The organism is Exiguobacterium sp. RM11 (genome assembly GCF_059821525.1).
This window is the reverse complement of sequence record NZ_CM187558.1, coordinates 813,065-831,687: the sequence shown is the minus strand read 5'-3', so window position 1 is coordinate 831,687 and position 18,623 is coordinate 813,065. Positions and strand designations below refer to the sequence as shown.

General features: G+C 51.0%; 22 protein-coding genes and 1 tRNA gene. 5 read left to right on the top strand and 18 right to left on the bottom strand.

The features are described 5' to 3' along the window. Positions 1 to 13: 13 nt before the first annotated feature. From gap to AC5LIL_RS04400, 4 genes are all read right to left on the bottom strand, one after another. Positions 14 to 1,021, bottom strand: a complete 1,008-nt coding sequence (gene gap, locus AC5LIL_RS04415) for a type I glyceraldehyde-3-phosphate dehydrogenase (protein WP_012726912.1) — start codon at positions 1,019 to 1,021, stop codon at positions 14 to 16. Between the two features lie 59 nt (positions 1,022 to 1,080). Beyond that, positions 1,081 to 2,109, bottom strand: coding sequence for a sugar-binding transcriptional regulator (locus tag AC5LIL_RS04410; RefSeq protein ID WP_499825028.1), 1,029 nt, complete (start codon positions 2,107 to 2,109; stop codon positions 1,081 to 1,083). Between the two features lie 109 nt (positions 2,110 to 2,218). After that, positions 2,219 to 2,476, bottom strand: coding sequence for a glutaredoxin family protein (locus tag AC5LIL_RS04405; protein ID WP_074033610.1), 258 nt, complete (start codon positions 2,474 to 2,476; stop codon positions 2,219 to 2,221). A 5-nt stretch (positions 2,477 to 2,481) separates the two neighbouring features. Further along, entirely contained in the window at positions 2,482 to 3,627 is a 1,146-nt protein-coding gene (locus tag AC5LIL_RS04400; protein ID WP_499825027.1) for an RNA polymerase factor sigma-54, read from the bottom strand. A 118-nt stretch (positions 3,628 to 3,745) separates the two neighbouring features. Between AC5LIL_RS04400 and AC5LIL_RS04395 the strand changes: the two genes are divergently transcribed. Together AC5LIL_RS04395 and clpP are read left to right on the top strand one after the other, a co-directional pair. Next, a tRNA-Arg gene (locus tag AC5LIL_RS04395) sits at positions 3,746 to 3,818 on the top strand. Between the two features lie 151 nt (positions 3,819 to 3,969). Then, the gene (clpP, locus tag AC5LIL_RS04390) at positions 3,970 to 4,545 is read left to right on the top strand and encodes an ATP-dependent Clp endopeptidase proteolytic subunit ClpP (protein ID WP_012726916.1); all 576 of its coding nucleotides are present in this window, start codon (positions 3,970 to 3,972) and stop codon (positions 4,543 to 4,545) included. A gap of 43 nt (positions 4,546 to 4,588) precedes the next feature. Here the strand turns inward: clpP and AC5LIL_RS04385 are convergent, their stop codons facing one another. From AC5LIL_RS04385 to AC5LIL_RS04375, 3 genes are all read right to left on the bottom strand, one after another. Next, positions 4,589 to 5,284 (bottom strand): MerR family transcriptional regulator, encoded by a 696-nt coding sequence (locus tag AC5LIL_RS04385; RefSeq protein ID WP_499825026.1) that lies wholly within the window; start codon positions 5,282 to 5,284, stop codon positions 4,589 to 4,591. A gap of 56 nt (positions 5,285 to 5,340) precedes the next feature. Further along, a complete protein-coding gene (locus AC5LIL_RS04380; protein ID WP_499825025.1) occupies positions 5,341 to 5,784 on the bottom strand; it encodes a hypothetical protein in 444 nt (147 codons plus the stop codon). 89 nt (positions 5,785 to 5,873) lie between these two features. Next, positions 5,874 to 6,389, bottom strand: coding sequence for a DUF2179 domain-containing protein (locus AC5LIL_RS04375; protein ID WP_074033625.1), 516 nt, complete (start codon positions 6,387 to 6,389; stop codon positions 5,874 to 5,876). Between the two features lie 136 nt (positions 6,390 to 6,525). On the opposite strand from AC5LIL_RS04375, the gene AC5LIL_RS04370 reads away from it, so the two are divergent. Then, entirely contained in the window at positions 6,526 to 7,035 is a 510-nt protein-coding gene (locus AC5LIL_RS04370) for a helix-turn-helix domain-containing protein (protein WP_483299210.1), read from the top strand. Next, positions 6,978 to 7,874, top strand: a complete 897-nt coding sequence (locus AC5LIL_RS04365) for an IS3 family transposase (RefSeq protein WP_499825348.1) — start codon at positions 6,978 to 6,980, stop codon at positions 7,872 to 7,874. Before AC5LIL_RS04370 ends, AC5LIL_RS04365 begins: the two co-directional genes overlap by 58 nt. Positions 7,875 to 7,924: 50 nt before the next feature. Here AC5LIL_RS04365 and AC5LIL_RS04360 read toward each other — a convergent pair whose 3' ends face one another. The 10 genes from AC5LIL_RS04360 to hprK all read right to left on the bottom strand — a co-directional run bounded on the left by AC5LIL_RS04360 (position 7,925) and on the right by hprK (position 16,897). Further along, the gene (locus tag AC5LIL_RS04360) at positions 7,925 to 8,164 is read right to left on the bottom strand and encodes a CopG family transcriptional regulator (protein WP_074033629.1); all 240 of its coding nucleotides are present in this window, start codon (positions 8,162 to 8,164) and stop codon (positions 7,925 to 7,927) included. 84 nt (positions 8,165 to 8,248) lie between these two features. Beyond that, on the bottom strand, positions 8,249 to 9,202 hold the full coding sequence (gene whiA, locus AC5LIL_RS04355) for a DNA-binding protein WhiA (protein ID WP_074033630.1): 954 nt from the start codon (positions 9,200 to 9,202) through the stop codon (positions 8,249 to 8,251). A gap of 34 nt (positions 9,203 to 9,236) precedes the next feature. Then, positions 9,237 to 10,232: a gluconeogenesis morphogenetic factor MgfK gene (gene mgfK, locus AC5LIL_RS04350; RefSeq protein WP_499825024.1), complete on the bottom strand. Its 996-nt coding sequence runs from the start codon at positions 10,230 to 10,232 to the stop codon at positions 9,237 to 9,239. Between the two features lies 1 nt (position 10,233). Then, on the bottom strand, positions 10,234 to 11,106 hold the full coding sequence (rapZ, locus tag AC5LIL_RS04345; protein ID WP_074033636.1) for an RNase adapter RapZ: 873 nt from the start codon (positions 11,104 to 11,106) through the stop codon (positions 10,234 to 10,236). A 120-nt stretch (positions 11,107 to 11,226) separates the two neighbouring features. Beyond that, positions 11,227 to 12,180, bottom strand: coding sequence for a thioredoxin-disulfide reductase (gene trxB, locus AC5LIL_RS04340; protein WP_214746041.1), 954 nt, complete (start codon positions 12,178 to 12,180; stop codon positions 11,227 to 11,229). A 68-nt stretch (positions 12,181 to 12,248) separates the two neighbouring features. Continuing rightward, positions 12,249 to 13,721, bottom strand: coding sequence for a tetratricopeptide repeat protein (locus tag AC5LIL_RS04335; RefSeq protein WP_499825022.1), 1,473 nt, complete (start codon positions 13,719 to 13,721; stop codon positions 12,249 to 12,251). A gap of 294 nt (positions 13,722 to 14,015) precedes the next feature. After that, entirely contained in the window at positions 14,016 to 14,498 is a 483-nt protein-coding gene (locus AC5LIL_RS04330) for an acyltransferase (protein ID WP_214746036.1), read from the bottom strand. After that, positions 14,491 to 15,141: a pyrophosphatase PpaX gene (ppaX, locus tag AC5LIL_RS04325; RefSeq protein ID WP_499825021.1), complete on the bottom strand. Its 651-nt coding sequence runs from the start codon at positions 15,139 to 15,141 to the stop codon at positions 14,491 to 14,493. The genes AC5LIL_RS04330 and ppaX overlap by 8 nt, the downstream gene beginning before the upstream one ends. Further along, positions 15,141 to 15,959, bottom strand: coding sequence for a prolipoprotein diacylglyceryl transferase (lgt, locus tag AC5LIL_RS04320; RefSeq protein WP_074033649.1), 819 nt, complete (start codon positions 15,957 to 15,959; stop codon positions 15,141 to 15,143). Before lgt ends, ppaX begins: the two co-directional genes overlap by 1 nt. A gap of 2 nt (positions 15,960 to 15,961) precedes the next feature. Next, a complete protein-coding gene (gene hprK / locus AC5LIL_RS04315) occupies positions 15,962 to 16,897 on the bottom strand; it encodes an HPr(Ser) kinase/phosphatase (RefSeq protein ID WP_214693573.1) in 936 nt (311 codons plus the stop codon). A gap of 148 nt (positions 16,898 to 17,045) precedes the next feature. Between hprK and AC5LIL_RS04310 the strand changes: the two genes are divergently transcribed. Further along, complete coding sequence (locus AC5LIL_RS04310; RefSeq protein ID WP_214785849.1) at positions 17,046 to 17,402, top strand: hypothetical protein; 357 nt, start codon at positions 17,046 to 17,048, stop codon at positions 17,400 to 17,402. A gap of 37 nt (positions 17,403 to 17,439) precedes the next feature. Here AC5LIL_RS04310 and AC5LIL_RS04305 read toward each other — a convergent pair whose 3' ends face one another. Then, a complete protein-coding gene (locus AC5LIL_RS04305) occupies positions 17,440 to 18,609 on the bottom strand; it encodes a DUF4097 family beta strand repeat-containing protein (RefSeq protein WP_499825019.1) in 1,170 nt (389 codons plus the stop codon). Positions 18,610 to 18,623: the final 14 nt, after the last annotated feature.

Here is an 18,623-nt window from a genome sequence, read left to right as displayed (position 1 = left end):
TTAGTTCACGAAATTACTTCGCGATGTTAGCGAAGTGCTTAACTGTGCGAACCAATTGTGCAGTGTAAGACATTTCGTTGTCGTACCAAGAAACTGTTTTAACGAGTTGCTTGTCGCCAACTGTCATAACTTTTGTTTGAGTCGCGTCGAAGAGTGAACCGTATGTGATTCCAACGATGTCAGAAGAAACGATTTCGTCTTCAGTGTAACCGAATGACTCGTTTGCTGCTGCTTTCATCGCTGCGTTTACTTCGTCAACAGATACTTGCTTGTCGAGTACAGTTACGAGCTCAGTGAGTGAACCTGTAGCAACTGGTACACGTTGTGCAGCACCGTCAAGTTTTCCTTGAAGTTCAGGGATTACGAGACCGATTGCTTTAGCAGCTCCTGTTGTGTTAGGAACGATGTTCGCTGCAGCTGCACGCGCACGACGGAAGTCACCTTTCGGGTGTGGAGCGTCAAGCGTGTTTTGGTCGCCAGTGTAAGCGTGGATTGTCGTCATGAGACCTTCAACGATTCCGAACTGGTCTTGAAGTACTTTAGCCATTGGAGCCAAGCAGTTTGTTGTACAAGAAGCACCTGAGATGACTGTTTCAGTACCATCGAGGATGTCGTGGTTTGTGTTGTAAACAACAGTCTTCATGTCACCTGTAGCAGGAGCCGAGATAACAACTTTCTTCGCGCCAGCTTTCAAGTGAAGCTCAGCTTTTTCTTTAGAAGTGAAGAATCCAGTACATTCGAGAACGATGTCTACACCGAGGTCTCCCCATGGAAGTTCTTCAGGGTTACGGTTAGCGAGCGTGATAACTTTCTCTCCGTTTACGAGGAAGTGATCGTCGTGTACTTCAACTTCTCCGTCGAAACGACCTTGAGTCGTGTCATACTTGAGAAGGTGCGCAAGCATCTTCGTGTCTGTCAAGTCGTTGATTGCAACAACTTCGATTCCTTCGTTTTTGATGATCTCGCGGAATGCCAAACGACCGATACGTCCAAATCCGTTAATACCAACTTTTACTGCCATGTTAATTTCCTCCTTAGGGTAGAAGCTATTTATTGAAGAGCCAACGGGGGGTCAACTCTTTAATAACAAGTTAATAATTCTTTCGCCGCACCTTCGTCTGTGACGAGGATGATGTTCGACGTGTGTTTCGCATAAGCGGCGATCGCCTGTGCCTTCGATTTTCCTCCGGCAACCGCGATGACGGTATCCATGTCATCCAGCTCTTCGAGTTGAATCCCGACCGTCTTGACGCGATGGACGATCTCACCTTCCGCATTGAAATAATATCCGAATGCTTCGGCGACGGCGTCATGCCGTTCAATCATCCGCAAATGCTCCGGTGATGCGTGACGGCGTTTTGCCATCGTTTCTGCCTCACCAATTCCATGTACCACAATTCGCGCCGCTCTAATCATTTCCAGTACATTTTTAATACTAGGTTCCTCCACCATCCGGTCGAATGTCTCTTGTGACACCTCATCCGGAATATGTAGAAGATGATAGTCTGCGTGGGCCCGGTCCGCCATGCGTGAACAGACGGTATTCGCTTGAAGTTCAAGCGTTTCTCCAAGACCTCCGCGTGCGGGCACAAAATGCATTGGGCGTTCTTTTTTATCGGGCGACATCATCGCCGCAACCGATGCCATTGTCGTTCCACCTGTTACCGCAATCACGTTATCATCCGGTGCGAGCCGCGCTTTTAACTGCGTGACCGCTGCCCGTCCGATATCGCGTTGGACCCAGAATGTCTCATCTGAATCACCCGGTACGATGACGACTTGGCGAACCCCTAACTTTTCTTCGAGCTCTCTTGCCACTTCTGAGATCCCGAGAATCTCTCCCATGATCTCGTGCAAGTCCCGTAAGACGTTTCGTCCCGTCTCACTGAGGGAAATTCCTTGAGTAGCGACGTAAAGAAGACCTTGGTCTTTCAAAAAGTCGACTTCTCGTCTGAGTACCCGTTCGGTCAGTCCCAAACTCGTTGCGAGTGTCCTGCGGCCAATCGGCTGCATCAAGCGGACATAGTGTAAGATATCGTAACGATGTCGGAGCGTATCGAGCAGGTCAGGGACAATTTGCTTCTGAACGTGAATCAGTTGCTGGATCATGCTCTTACCCCCTCGACTTTCAGTGTGGACAATTTTTGTCCCACTTTTTTATTTGCGTCCCACCGCTACGAGTTCATCTTATCAATCACTTTTCCGTCTGGCAACCCCTTCAAACGTTTTTTTTCGATGTAAGCGTATACTTAACAAAATCTTCAACTTTGTTGTCATCATATCGCCCTTGACTGATGACTTCTCCTTCATGTATGAGAACGGGGATTTCGAAGAGGTACTTCGCCTCGAGATCCTCATCTCCCGTAATATCAATCTGTTCGAGTTCGATCGGATAATCCTCCTGTAGCCATTCGAGCATGACAAGCGCCTCGTCACAGAGCGAACAATTGTCACGTTTATATAAAGTTAGTTTCATTTTCGTCATCCCTTCCATAACTGCCGCTCACGCTCACGTGAGTTGCCGAATCCGAGTTCTTCCCGATAATTCGTCACGGTCCGTCTCGTCACTGGATAGCCGTATCGGGCGAGTTCGTCCGCGAGTGCCTGATCACTTTGCGGGGCCTTCTCCCGTTGAATCAGTTCTGCGAGCGTCCGCTTGATCATGAACGGCGAATGCCCATGACTCGTCGACCTTACGAAAAAGTGTTTCCATTCCATGATCCCGCCCTCGGTCTTCGCGAACTTCCCTTGGATGGCACGTCCGACCGTCGATTCGTGCTTGCCGATTTGTTGCGCGACGGTCCGACGGGTCAGCGGATTGAGGACGAGTTCACCTTTCAACCACTCGGTCTGACGTGACGCGATGACAGCCCATATCTCACGTAACGTCTCGTTCCGCATCGCAAGGGACGTCGTCCACCATTTCGCCTCACGGTCATTCCCAACTCGTGTTGCGTCAAGTTCCGGACTGAACCACGTCGTGACAAGCTCTCCATCTTCGTAACGTACTTCGACTTCCGGGAAGACGTGACCCGTTTCTTCATATAATAATGGACGTTTTGGTAGTGTCGCGACAATTCGCTCTAAACGGGCGAGCTCTTCATCTGAAATCGCGAGCACGCTCGCCATCTGTTTTTGGCTCACGCCACTCTCAATCGCATCAAATACATCGACGACGCGTGGGTCCTCATGTTCAATTGCATGGCGGTACTGACACTCTCGTTCCGTTCTCGCCCCGATTCCCGTCGGTTCAAGAAATAAGAGTGCCTGTCTCGCCTGTTCGATTTGAGTCACGTCGACACCGAACCGCTCCGCCAACACCTCATTCGTATCCGGCAATAATCCTCGATGGTCGAGCAACAAGACGAGTTGCCGTCTCAGCTCTTTCTCCGAGTCGCTGCCGCTTCCTTCTCGAATCTGGGTGAACAGCTTCTCTTCGAACGCGCTCGCCGCATCCGCTACCCATCCGAGATCCCCGCTCCCGATATGAATGTTTGGATTATGGCGCGCCAGACGTGCGAGACGAAACGAGAGCGCCAGACGGTCCGCCTCGAGCACCGGTAGCCGTTGCACAAGGTCTTGCGTCATCTGTTGCTGTTGTACCTGTTTTTGTTCTTGCCGTTGCATCGTTCTCCCCCCTCTTCTCTATTGTAACGAACCCGCTCCGCTTGCGCTCAAAAAAGGATAATGAACAGGATTGCTTTTTCAATAAAACAAATGTATAATAAATTCGTGTCACACACATGCACCCGTAGCTCAGGGGATAGAGCACTGGTTTCCGGTGCCAGGTGTCGGGAGTTCGAATCTCTCCGGGTGTATCAGATGTAGAGGTCAGGCAGATTGCCTGGCCTCTTTTTCGTTTCAGGACGCGAAAATCGTGGAATAGGTGAAAAACGATGACTATCGTTTGACCAACATTGACTATACAGGTATGATGAACTTACAACCTACATAAAGGAGGCAGATTCAATGTTAATTCCAACAGTTATCGAACAGACAGGCCGTGGGGAGCGCGCGTACGACATCTACTCACGCTTGCTCAAAGACCGTATCATCCTTCTCGGAAGTGCGATTGACGACAACGTCGCGAACTCAATCGTCGCACAGCTTCTCTTCCTCGCAGCTGAGGATCCAGAAAAGGACATCTCGCTCTACATCAACAGCCCAGGTGGTTCGATCACAGCGGGCATGGCGATTTACGACACGATGAACTTCATCAAGCCGAACGTGTCGACGATTTGTATCGGAATGGCTGCATCGATGGGTGCCTTCTTGCTCCAAGCCGGTGAAAAAGGAAAACGCTTCGCACTTCCGAACGCAGAAATCATGATTCACCAACCGCTCGGCGGCACACAAGGCCAAGCGTCAGACATTAAGATTCACGCAGAACGCATCATCAAAATGCGTGAGAAATTGAACCAAATCATGGCAGAGAACACTGGACAGCCACTTGAAGTCATCGAGCGCGACACAGAGCGTGACTACTTCATGGCAGCTGACCAAGCGAAAGACTACGGTCTCATCGACAAAGTCATGACACGCTAATCATACAAAAGACGTTTCCCGATCAATCGGGAAACGTCTTTTTCTATTCGATGGGCATCCAGACTTCAATCATGTCGTCCTCTCCGCCTTGACCGTGAATATAACGTTCAAAGTCGACGGCGTCGCGAAGCATCACGTCTGGAACGTTTAACAGTTGTTCGTACGTCGTAGGAATCATCGGGATACCCCCTTCGACCGTCGCGACGATATAGTTCCCTTCGGTCAGTTCGACTTGTCGCGATCCTTCCCCACTCACAGGCTTCGTCATGCCAGCCACATAGCCGTTCTCATGCGGTAGGCAGACGCCGTATGACTCATCCGTCGTCAATTCTGGTTGGAGTCTGGCCCACACGCGTGGGATGTCCTCTAACGTACTCGCGTATCCGTAGACTGTAATCGGTTCACGCAATGTTTCGTATCGAATGTTCATGTCATTCCCTCCTGACTGCATCGACCGAATCTGTCTCTCGATTTGGCAAAGCTGTTCGATTTCTTTCCTGACTTCACATAACCGTGTTTCAAGCAACGTCTCAACAGACTCTCCAGACTGAATCCGTTCTAAACTGAGCCCGATTTGACGTAATCGTTTAATTTCACTCAACCGTCGAATCTCTTCCATCCCGTACATCCGATACTGGTTGCCCGATCGTGTCGGTCGAATCAACCCGCGCCCTTCGTAAAATTTGATGGCTTTGACCGACAATCCGGTCACATGCGAAACTCTTCCAATCGGAATCACTGTGTTCCCACCTCCTATCTTCACTGTACAGCCGTCCCTAAGAGGCAGGTCAACCATTAGTTTTCAGGCACGCTGACACCGAATACGTATCGGCTATCCCCTTGCGCCCATTCCCCGCCGATTTCGAATAGATAAATCCCGGGTTCGTCCGGCACGACCGGTTCAGCCGGGACGAGCTCTCCGTCCTCAATCTGAAAGAAACTCGATTCCATCGGGTCGGCATGGTAGACAACGTCAATCGCGTCACCCGGTTTGACCGTGATGAGTTGCAGGTCATCCGCTTCCGGTAAGCCATAGTCGGCGCACGTCGCACGACTGCCAGCTTCCCAACAATACGTCGATTGTTCTACTTCCGCTGTCACCGAACCGACACGAACCGTCGGGAGCGGCGGTTTGACGGGGTCGTCCCCATCACCGAACCAAGACATGGCGACATAAATCACCCCCACACCGACAAGTAACCCAATCAATACGATCCAAAAACGTCGATTGCTCTTCACGGTCTCATCTCCTTTCCTCACTCATTCCCTATCGTGCAGGAAAATCCCTACTCCAACAAAAAAAGACCCACTTCCGTGAGTCGTGTGCGTCATTTCGGACGACGCAGTCCTTTCATCATATAGCCGCCTTTGAAGTCGATCGGGTCGAATGCGACGAGAAACGCTTTCGGTTCATGCTTCTCGACGAGTTCACGCAATTCTTTCATCCGTGTACGGGCTGCCAAGACGTCTAGACGATAACGGACACCGTCTCGACCTTGTCCTTGGTAATGCGTCACCCCGTAACCGTTGTCGCGCATCTGTTGAATGAGCTCTGCCGGATATTCTTTCGTGTGAACTTGGATCATGTTGTAGCCGATGGCGAGTTTACGTTCGACGTAGCCACCGAGTAAAATCCCAAGCCCGAATCCGACTGCGTACACGATCATACCGAGCGTCGTCAAATCTTGGAATACGATTCCGAGTGCAAAGATATAGATGAGTGTTTCAAGCGTCCCGAACAGACCCGCGATGACGGTCTTCCCTTTCACGAGCATGATTGTCCGGAGCGTGAGCACCGGGACGTAGATAAGTTGTAGCAATAGGATGAGTAAGATTTGACCCATTCGATCGACCTCCGTTCAAATTCATTACCACCACTATTCCAAATTTCAGAGTGAGATGCAACTAAAAAAGGCTGACCGAAGTGAACTGCCCCATAAAAGTTGGACATGAAAATCCAACTTTTATGGGGTGTTTTTTATGACCAAATATTCAAAGGCATTGAAAGTCCAAATCGCCCAGCGCTACTTCACGGGAAGGGACGGATTTGAGGTTTTGTCACAGGAGTTCGGAATCTCGTATAACCAGGTGCGTACCTGGGCGCATCTCTACAAGCGTTGGGGGGAGGAAATCTTCGATCCTTCCTATACAGTCCACTCGCAGGCGTTTAAACTGGAGGTACTAAACGATATGGCTACCAATGGACTGTCCTGCTTGGATGCGGCCCTGAAGTACCGCATCTCCTCCCCTGGAATGATCTCCAAGTGGCGGTCCGCGTACGAACGGAAAGGAGTGGAGGGGCTGGTAGCCAAAGCGAAAGGACGTGCCCCAATGGCGAAACGCAAGAAAAAGAATCCTGACGAGATGACAGAGGTCGAGAAGCTCAAGGAACGGGTCGAGTACCTCGAGATGGAGAACGCCGCGTTAAAAAAATTGAAAGCCTTGGTTCAAGAAGAGGAAGCGCGACGAACCGGATCAAGGCCCAAGTAATCGACGAGCTGCGAGCCACCTATCCTGTACCGGGTCTCCTCCAAGTGCTCGATATGGCTCGAAGCGTCTACTACTATTGGCGGACACGCCTGACGGCTGTTGACAAGTACGCGGACGTGAAGGAAGCGATTCAGACCCTCTTCCACGAACACGAAGGACGTTGTGGTTATCGTCGCATCCATGCGCTTCTCGAGCGCCGAGGGTTCAGGCACGACCCGAAGACCGTATTGCGTCTCATGGACGAGCTTGGTCTCAAGTGCCTCGTCCGCATGAAGAAATATCGGTCCTACAAAGGAGAGGTCGGAACGATCGCACCGAACCTCCTCGAACGGGATTTCCAGGCCACAGGCCTAAACCAGAAGTGGGTGACCGATGTCACCGAGTTCCATCTTTTCGGGGAGAAACTCTATCTCTCACCGATGATGGACCTGGCCAACCGGGAAATCATTGCCTATTCGATGTCAGACAGTCCTAGATATCCGTTCGTCGGCGAGATGTTGGACCAAGCCATCGCAAGACTCGACGGTGATGGGAGACCAATCCTCCATTCTGACCAGGGCTGGCAATACCAGTTCCGAGCATTCACGGCGAAGCTGCGCGAACACGGCATCACCCAGAGTATGTCCCGAAAGGGCAACTGTCTCGACAACGCGGCCATCGAGAGCTTCTTCGCCGTGCTCAAGTCCGAGCTCCTTTATCTCAGGAAGTTCGAAGATATGACCCATTTCAAACAGGAGCTCGAGCGATACATCGAGTACTATAATCATCGTCGCATCAAGAAACGACTAAAAAACCTGAGCCCGGTGGAATATCGGACGCAGGTTCTAAAGGTCGCCTAAAGAAACTATTTAGTGTCTAACTTTTTCGGTTCAGTTCAAAGTCAACCTTATTATTTCGTATCTAGATTTTTCACGCTCGTGAGCAATTCATAGTCTTTACGAATCACTTCGTAGATCGCGTTCTTATCTCCGTTCAACAACTCTTCTGCACGAAGCTGGTTCAAGAGAAGGCTTGTTGCGAACGTGACGAGTGCACTCTTCGGAATTCCGATTTCTTTTGCGCGCTCCGTGATGACTTGGTCGAGCTTAGCGTCAATCGTGAGCGATAATCTTTTCTTTTCATTCGACATAGTGATGAAGCTCCTTTAATTCCTATTCAGTAAACCTATTCCAGTTGCTTATTATATAGGAAGAATGGTTTTGGTGCAACCGCGTCACGATGAGGCGATCTCGTCGCCGCTCCGCACACGCTCGGCAATTTGGTCAATTTTGCGAAGTCGATGGTTAATTCCAGACTTCGAGATCGGACCAGACTCGAGCATCTCCCCGAGTTCTTGTAACGAGACGTCTTGATGCGTGACACGTAGTTCGGCGATTTCCCGAAGCTTTTTCGGCAAGACATCGAGTCCGACCGTCCGCTCCAAGAACTTGATGTTCTCGACTTGGCGTAACGCCGCTCCGACCGTCTTGTTCAAGTTGGCCGTTTCACAGTTGACGAGACGGTTGACGGAGTTGCGCATGTCCTTGATGATGCGCGCATCCTCAAATTCGAGCATTCCCCGTGTCGCACCGATCAACTTGAGGAAGTCTGAGATTTTCTCGCTCTCCTTCATATAGAGGATGTGCCCTTTTTTCCGTTCGAGCGTCTTCGCATTCAAATCGAACCGATTCGCCAGATCGCGTAGCGCCTGGTTATGGTTTTCATATAAGCTGTAGACTTCGAGGTGATACGACGATGTCTTCGGATGGTTGATGGATCCTCCAGCGAGGAAAGCCCCACGCAAGTAGGCGCGTGCCAAGTTCTCGTCACGTGTCATATCCGAGTTCAGTGTCCGGATCATCTCATAATGCTCCCCGAGAATCTCGAGGTCACGAAGCATCGTCTCCGCGTGCTGTGACACACGGACGATGTAGACGTTATTCTTTTTCAGACGCATTTTCTTCCGTACGAACAAATCTAATGGATGGTCGTAGAGACGTTTCATCAACGAATACATCCGACGGGCGATCGAGGCGTTTTCGGTCGAGACGTCGAGCGTCATGCCTCGTCCTAGGGCGAGCGAGATGACCCCGTTCATCCGAACGAGTGCCGACAATTCCGCTTTCGCCTCGGCGTCATTCACTTCAAGTTGTGTCAATTCTTTCTTCACATCTGATGCAAAGCTCATCGAGTCCCCCTCCTTTCTGTCTTTCGAACAATTCTTATTTCAATTCTAACTGCTGGAACGAGCGCGGCTTCTTGATCCGAAGCACCCGTTGCATGACGAGTCCGGCGATGGCGTCGGAGTCGTGACGGATGTAATCCCGATTGTAATCGACGATATCTCCTGCCAGGACGTTCGTTCCATAGTTTCGGAGCTTTTTCCGGTCGAATCGGACCTCTTCCGATCCGTCCTCGAGGTAACGCCCCAAATATTCTTCATCGATCGGCTCGTTATTGACGACGATTGTATCAATCGACGCCTTCCCGAGATATGCTTCGATGGCTTTTAAATGTTTCATGGCGTCATAGCCCTTCGTCTCGCCAGGTTGTGTCATGACGTTACAAATATAGACGACCGGGACTTGTGAACGGACGATGGCTTCTCGCACGTCTGGGATGAGTAGGTTCGGGATGATGCTCGTATAGAGACTCCCTGGGCCGAGCACGATGACGTCTGCCGACTCGATGGCTTCTACGACCCCTGGGGCCGGCTTGATGCCTTCTTCGAGTAAAAACAGGCGTTTGATCGGCTGCTGATGGAGCGGGATTTTCGATTCGCCTTTGACGATCGTCCCATCCTCAAACTCCGCCGCGAGCGTCATGAGCGTCTCCGTCACCGGCAACACTTTCCCTTGTGCGTTCAAAAGCTGCGACATGACGTCAATCGCTTTGACGAACGAGCCTTCACAAATATGCGTCGCCGCCGTCAGCATCAAGTTCCCGAGGGAGTGACCTTCTAGGCCATACCCCGTGTCGAAACGATACTGTAAAATCTTATCCATCAATGGCTCGACTTCTGACAGGGCCAAGATGACGTTTCGAATGTCGCCCGGGGGCAACATATGAAATTCGTCGCGCAAGCGTCCTGAGCTGCCTCCGTCGTCCCCGACCGTGACGATGGCGGTGATGTCGAGCGGATAATGCTTCAAGCCACGGACGAGGGTGGACAACCCTGTCCCTCCACCGATGGCCACTACTTTCCGGTCTCGTCTCATATTATTTCTCCTTCGTCGCGTGGGCAAGGTCACGGTGGACCGTCTTCACGTTGTAGCGCTCCGCGAAATGCTCCGACACTTTCTCGGCGAACGTAATCGAACGGTGTTTCCCACCCGTACAACCGAACGCCACGACAATCTGTGTCTTCCCTTCCCGCTTATATTGCGGAAGCAGGAATTCGAGCATATCGATCAACTTCTTATAAAACGCCCGCGCTTCCGGATGTGACATGACGTAGTCTTGCACTTCCGTCGTCTGACCCGTGAGCGGCCGAAGCTCAGGGATATAGAACGGGTTCGTGATGAAGCGGACATCAAACAGTAAGTCTACATCGAGCGGGACCCCGTGTTTGAATCCGAACGACATAAAGTTGACCGTGAACGGGATGCGTTCCTCGTTGAACTGTTGCAAGATGCGGTCCTTCAGCATCTGCGGCTTCAAGTCACTCGTGTCATAAAGTGTATGGGCACGGTCGCGGAACCCTTCTAACAGTTCGCGCTCCATCTGGATGCCGACGAGTGGCGCATCCTCTGGTGCGAGCGGATGTGACCGCCGCGTCTCTTTATAGCGACGAACGAGCACATCGTCACGCGTCTCTAAGTACAGAAGATGTGGGTGTACGTTCTTCTTTTCTAAATCGTCGATGACGATGAACAGGCTATCGATAAAATCTCTCGTACGTGTATCAATGGCGACCGCGATTTTCGGTCGGACCGAGCTGATGACATCAATCAATTGTGGCAAAAGCACCGGTGGCAAGTTATCGACACAGAAATAGCCGAGATCCTCGAAACTATTCATCGCGACCGACTTCCCAGCCCCGCTCATTCCGCTGATGATGATCAATTCTTCTAATCCTTTAAAATCTTCCATCTCGCTGACGCCCCCTTAAAATTGACAACCGAGCCGTGTGTGTAGCTCTCTCCATCTAGTATAACGAACGTCCGAAAAAAAGAGAAGGACCGCGGTTCCCCGCAGTCCTACCTTCTTGAATCATGCGTTTTGTTCTTGCAACGATTCGAGGAGCCCCTCGATGAAGTGCTGAGCGTTCTGAGCGGCAATCGATCCGTCATTCGTCGCCGTGACGACTTGGCGGAGCGTTTTGTCACGAACGTCACCGGCAGCAAAGATTCCAGGAATCTTCGTTTCCATCGCCTCGTTCGTGACGATATAGCCTTGCTCGTTCGTAATCCCGAGGTCTTGGACAAATCCAGTGATCGGGTTCATACCGATATAGATGAAGACGCCGTCGATTTCATGGTCTGTCTCTGTACCGTCAATCGTGCTGACGAGACGAGCGCCACCGACTTTACCGTCTTTTTCTGTGATTTCTTTCAGTGTGTGGTTCCAAATGAAATCGATTTTCTCATTATCGAACGCACGTTTTTGAAGAATCTTTTGGGCGCGGAGCTCATCGCGACGGTGAACGATCGTCACCTTGTTCGCGAAACGTGTCAAGAAGACACCTTCTTCAACGGCTGAGTCGCCACCACCGATGACGAAGAGATCTTTGCCTTTGAAGAATGCTCCGTCACATACCGCACAGTACGATACGCCACGGCCGCCGAGTTCTTCTTCACCCGGTACACCGATTTTCTTATACTGAGCACCAGAGGCGAGGATGATGGCACGCGCTTTATAGTCGCGGTTGTGCGCATGCACGATTTTGTATTCTGTTTCATCCGAGATGCTTTGTACGTCCCCATACGCATACTCCGCACCGAACGCTTTCGAATGGTCGAACATCTTTTGAGACAAGTCAGGACCGAGAATGCTGTCGTATCCTGGGTAGTTCTCGATGTCTTCCGTGTTGGCCATCTGACCACCAGGAATTCCGCGTTCGATCATAAGTGTTGAAAGGTTCGCACGTGAAGCATATAGCGCAGCGGTCATTCCGGCAGGGCCGGCACCGATGATAATGACGTCATAAATTTTTTCTTCTGTCATGTTGATTCCACCTCTGCAAAATATTGATTGCCTTTAGTATAAGAAACCTGTATGGGTATCGTCTATCTTTATGCTTGTTCGAGTGTCCGTTTGAACGAACGAACCGTCCCCGTCAACGTGTCGACCGGGAGATGGAAGGCATTCGCACAGTCCTCGAGAATCAAGGCGTCTCGTTTCGTATAAAACATCCAGACGAGCGCAGCGGCCGATGCCGTTACGTCCATGAATGCTTCGTCCGATAACAGAAGCGTAGCAAATCGTTCATAAAAATCACCTTCTAGGCTCATCCGTTCCGCTTCCGAAACATGTGATTCGGCAAGGACAAGGGCATCAAACGCGCGTTTGACACGAGCGTCTCCTTGGAACGATTGCTGACAGAGGTCGGCACGACACATTTCCGCAAACGCACGGACCGTCTCGTTCTCCGTCACGGCGTTCGTCAGCGCGAGCGCTTCAAACGCCTCATCGTCTTTCAAGTTAGAAATGATTCGAATGATCTCGACCCGGGCCAAGTCCGTCTCTTGACGAAGTCCTTGGACGAGCGCCGAACGAAACTCGAGGTTTTCTCGAATATCGAAACTTTGCTTCTCTTCAAACCGTTTCATCTCATCTTTGTTCAAGTAGGTGGCTGCCTCTTCTAAACGTCCTGTCTTATAGGCAGACACGCTGAGCCAATGCCCGAACAATGCGTCACCGCGAAACCCGCGTTCTTTCAATAGACGTAACTCTTCATACGCACGGTCATAATGACCGACGAGCGCGAGTGTCGTCGCCAATTTGTAACGTAAATCAAACTGGAGTGGACGAACACGTGTGAGTGGCGTCGATAACTGCATCGCCGCTTCGGATTGTCCCGCTTCATGCAATAGAAGAATCGTGTTCAAGATCGCATGCAAGTTGCCCGGATTTTGGTCGAGCACGTACTCGAGCGTCCGAAACGCCGCTTGGTCGTCGCCGAGATAAAAACTGACGACGGATAAATTGTTATAGGCCGGCCAAAACGATGGATACTGCCCGATTAAACGCTCGAGCGTCGCCTTTGCCGCAAATAGCCGTCCTTTGTCGATTTGACGCTGCGCCTCTGAATGCCATGTGATCAATTCGTCTTCTTCCTCGTCCTCGAGCTCTTGTTCGAGTTCGATTAGTTCGAGAAGGGATTGCACGGCTTCCGCGTAGTGACCTTTCGTGTCACGGGCGAGATATTCAGAAGCATAGTTCGCCGCTTCTTCATATTGAGAGACATAGGCACAGTTGCTCGCTAAATGATAGAGCGCCTCTGTCGCGGTCTCGTCGAGCTCTAATACTCGTTTCCACACGTCATTGGCGTGGTAGACCTCCCCTACTTCAAATAACAGTTCTGCGTACTGTTTATGATAGTCGACGCGATGCGTGGCTGCCGCTGTCGCTTCAGCCATGAAAAAAGTCGCTTCATCTAGGCGACCTTCCCGTAACGCACGACGACCTCTATAGTAGTGGAGCTCCGCAGCGAGCGGAGATTCTGGTTCGGGTAGCGTCATTACTGCTTCATAGTTCGCTTCCATATTCTAAATCCTCCACATCATCTCTGAATCTTTTTTTAGTTGCAGGGATAAGAATACCGCACTCGAACAACGAGGGCAACTGAAAAAGTTAAAAAAAATTGCGACTATATTCCCTCTATAATGAATATTTTTTACTAGGTTCAAAAATTGTTTTTGAGCGAAAATATGATTCCTTCATTTCGGTTCATTTTCCCATTAAAAAGCGGCATCCCTTTTAAAAAAAGTGATACCGCTCAAGTATTCTTTCATGTCTCTATACAAAAGAGGCATAAAAACATTTTGCGAAAAATTGTGTCAAATATGTGTCAGCGACTGGAGTTTCGAACCGACGACCCGCTCTCCCGGCAAGACGTCGCGATGTACGACCGCACCTGCACCGACGACAGCACCGTCGCCGATCGTCACGCCCGGTAAGATGGTCACGTTCGCGCCAATCAAGACTTCATTTCCGATGACGACATCTCCGATTCGATACTCATCGACGAGATACTCATGACAGAGAATCGTCGAGTTGAATCCGATGACCGTGTTCCGACCGATGGTGATCCGTTCCGGAAACATGACGTCCGGCGTGACCATGAGGGCGAGAGCGCTATACTCTCCGATGTTCATCCCGAGAAACGTCCGGTACAACCACCGCTTCGCCTTCACCGAAGGGAAGTAACGCCCAACGAGCACGACCGCCGTGTTTTTAAAGACACGTAGGAAGCGAATCGTTCGATACATCTGCCAAAGCGGGTTCGGTCCGTCGATGCGAAACCGTTTCGTCTTACGCATGGATGCTGACCTCGTCAAGCCATGCCTCGAAATGTTCCATCGAGTCGATGATGACGTCCGGCTCGAGTGACTCGAGGAATGGGCGACCTTTTAGTGCCCACCCGACAGCGACCGTCTTCGTCCCAGCGTTTTTCCCGCTGAAGATGTCCGTATCGTTATCACCGACCATGACCGCTCGCTCCGGTGACGAGCCGAGCGCTTGCAGAGCACGTTCGACCGGTTCAGCGTGCGGTTTTTCATTCTCGACATCGTCAGCTGTCACGACGACATCAAACAAGTGGTCGATGTTAAACAACCGAAGGCCCCGTTCGACGACCGGACGGCCTTTCGATGTGACGACGCCCATCTTGTACCCTTTCGCATGAAGGCGATATAAGCCTTCGATGACACCTGGGTACTCTGCGACGAGTTGGTCGTGCATGGCGATGTTGAAACTCCGATAGAACGCCTGCATCTCTTTCCATTCTGCTTCGTTCAATTCACGGAACGACTTCTCGAGCGTCGGTCCGATGAAGCGATAGATGTCCTCATCTCGATACGTATGTTCCGGGAAATAATAGTCGAACGTATGACGGAAGCTGGCGATGATGAGCGGGTTCGTATCGAGTAACGTACCGTCTAAGTCAAATAAGAGCGTATCCATTAATCAAACAATCCTTTCTCTGATGGGTCATTGTATCGTTTCGCGTTACGGCGAAGGACCATCATGACGATACCGAAGAGGATCAAGGCGATCGACACCATTTGGGCCGCACGCAAATCGCCTGACATGAGACTATCCGTTCGAAGTCCTTCGATATAGAAGCGACCAATCGAATACCAGACGAGATACGACAAGAAGATGTATCCGCGACGTGGGTTTCCAATCATGCGCCATGCGACGAGGAGAATGACTCCAATGATGTTCCATACACTTTCATAGAGGAACGTCGGGATATAGTATGCCCCGTCGATATACATCTGATTGACGATCCAATCCGGTAGCATGAGCGTGTCTTGTAAGAAGCTACGCGTCGTTTCGCCACCATGGGCCTCTTGGTTCATGAAGTTCCCCCAGCGCCCGATGGCTTGTCCGAGGAGAAGTGATGGTGCCAAAATGTCTGTGACTTTCCAGAACGACATCGATTTCCGCATACAATAGACGATGACGACAAGGAGTGCCCCGAAGATGGCACCGTGAATGGCAATCCCGCCTTGACGGATATCGATGATCTGTCCGAGATTCTCTGAGTAGTAATCCCATTGGAACGTCACGTAGTAAATACGCGCGAAGATGATACTGATTGGTATCGACCAGATGACGACGTCAACGAGTCGTTCCGAATCATAGTTGATGCGCTTCGCCTCGTAAAGGGCAAGGACGAGTCCGAGCATTGCCCCGAAGGCGATAATCATACCATACCAGTAAATCGGCAGAGACCCGATTTCAAACGCTACACGATCAAATGTCGGTTCTACCATGATCACAAGTCTCCTTCAGTGTCCTGAATCGCGTTCGCGAGACGTTCCGCAAACTCTTCAGCCGTATTGATGCCCATATTTTGCAGACGATAGTTCATCGCTGCGACCTCGATGATGACCGCCAAGTTTCGACCTGGGCGGACAGGAATCGTGAGGAGCGGGACTTCACTGTCGATGATTTTCATCGTGTTGTGATCGAGCCCGACGCGGTCGTACACTTTTCCAGCGTCCCAGTTCTCCAAGTTGACGATGAGACTGATTTTCTTATGGGACCGGACCGCACCTGCGCCGAACAAGGTCATGACATCGATGATGCCAATTCCACGAATCTCAAGCAAGTGGCGAATCAGCTTCGGTGCTGAACCGACGAGGAGCTGGTCGCCTGTTTGGCGAATCTCGACCGAATCATCGGCGACGAGACGGTGCCCCCGTTTGACGAGTTCAAGCGCGGTCTCCGATTTCCCGACACCGCTCTGTCCTTTGATGAGAACGCCGACGCCGTAAATGTCGACGAGGACGCCGTGCATCGCTGTCATCGGTGCAAGTTCCATCTCGAGGAAGTTCGTGATTTGCGACTCGATTGACGTCGTCACCGCATTCGTCCTCATGAGTGGGACGTTTGCCGCTTCCGCTTCTTCTTCGATTTCTGTCGGAATATCAAATCCACGTGTGATTAAAATCCCAGGTGTCGATTCCGTACATAAAATACGGGCACGCTCGCGGCGCTTTTCTTCCGATAAACTCGCATAGAAAGTCAACTCCGTCTTCCCGAGCACTTGAAGACGATTTTTCGCATAGTGCGTGTAATAACCGGCGAGGACGAGTCCTGGTCGACTAAGGTCAGGTGTGGCGACCGGACGATGAAGGCCCTCTTCTCCCGCAATGACTTGAAGTTTAAAACGCTCAACGACTTGAGCTGTACGTACGATATTTTGCATCAGTATCTGCTCCTTTCACGCTCATTATTGTATCATAGCTCTTTCTCGGAAGCGTTAGGGAAGTGATAAAGAACGTGTCAAAAAATTGTTGAAACTTTCGTACATGGCGTTCGTAGGAAGGGTATAGGCAAATAGAGGAGGTGAAATGATGGATACTTGGATTTGGTTGATTTTTATATTTGCGTTTATCATCGGAATCGGTACGCTCGTGTATTTGATCAAGTCATTGATTGATATGTGGAAAGAGTATGCGGCGACGAAAAACGAGACGGTCTTGCTCTTGTTCATTTTGAATATCATCGGATTCTTCTTATCCGGTGCGCTCATCTCGATGATTGTCGGGATCATCTTCTACTGGAATCGCTCGAAATCGATGCGACTTCTCGGCATCATCTTGCTCATTGCCGGTCCCGTCCTCTTTATCGTCTTTGCCATTAGTGCATTCACGATGTTTGATACACAGATGATGGATTGGCAACAGATGGAGTATGAAATGAATTTATAATCAAAAAAATCCCGAAGGCTCAGCCTTCGGGATTTGCTTATTGTTGATGAAACGGATTATTCAAATCGGCTGGATCGACGGGATCGACCGGATCCGACGGCTCCGTCTGTTCTTCCTCAAGGAAAGTCGACGGTGTATACACCGATCCGTGTTCCAAATCGATCGTACCGGTACGTGTACCCGCTTCGACTTCGATGCGAGGCGTTTGACCTCGACCGGACAAGAATTCGAGACGACGTTGGGCAACGTCTTTTCGGTCACGGATGATTTCGAGTTCGTCGAGTAAGCAGTGGAGTCCACCGAAGTTCGTCTCGAGTTCTCCTTCCACCTCGACGCCGTGTGGCAACACGAGTCGAATATTTCCGGCGAGCGAAGCGAGTTCGAACTTGGCCGGACGCGCTGTCGCGAGTTCCGCGCGGATGTTGCCGTTCCCTGTCTTGAGGGATGCTTTATCGTACTTCCCTCCGACGATGACCGCCCCGTTTCCGGTACGGACGTGCACGAGCTCCGCCTCGACGCCTTCCACCTCGACTGTCCCGTTTCCGGTATTGAGAAGGAGTTCAGACGCATGTACTTCATGTAGGACAACGCGACCGTTCGCCGTTTGCACGCGGACGTTCTCAACGTCCAAACCATCGGCACGGACTTCCCCGTTCAACGTCTGAATATGAAGATGGTTGAAATGGTGGTGCGGGATGTACAGTTCCACGTGAGCCCGGACGAGCTTGTCACGCAAGGAGACGACGAGACGGTCCCCAATGACGGAATGCTTGACCGCCGATTGCAACTGTTCGAGCGCTTTGTCCGCGTCTTGTTGGCGAAGCGGACGACCGGTCACGATGAGCTCACAATCTTCTGCATCTGACGAGACGATGGTCGCCGATGCGTTGAAGAGATCGAGTGAGATGTCGCTACCCGTGAATGGGAATGATTTCGAATACGTCACTTCCGGTCCGAAGTTCGAGCTGAAGGAGAAGTCGCTGTCACGAAGCTTCGTGACGAGTCCTTCTACCGCAGACGTCAGTTTCGTCGTGAGCGATTCGACCGAATAGGCATCGACCTTTTCCGTGTCTTGTCGCTCTTCTAACGCCTGGACTTGTTCTGGTTCGAGGCGCTCGAGACGCTCGAGTTGCGTCATCGCCTCCTCGATTGTCATCTTGCCTTCCTTCACTTGCTGGAGAATCAGTTCACGCATTTCTTGTTTCACGTTCGTTTTCCCCC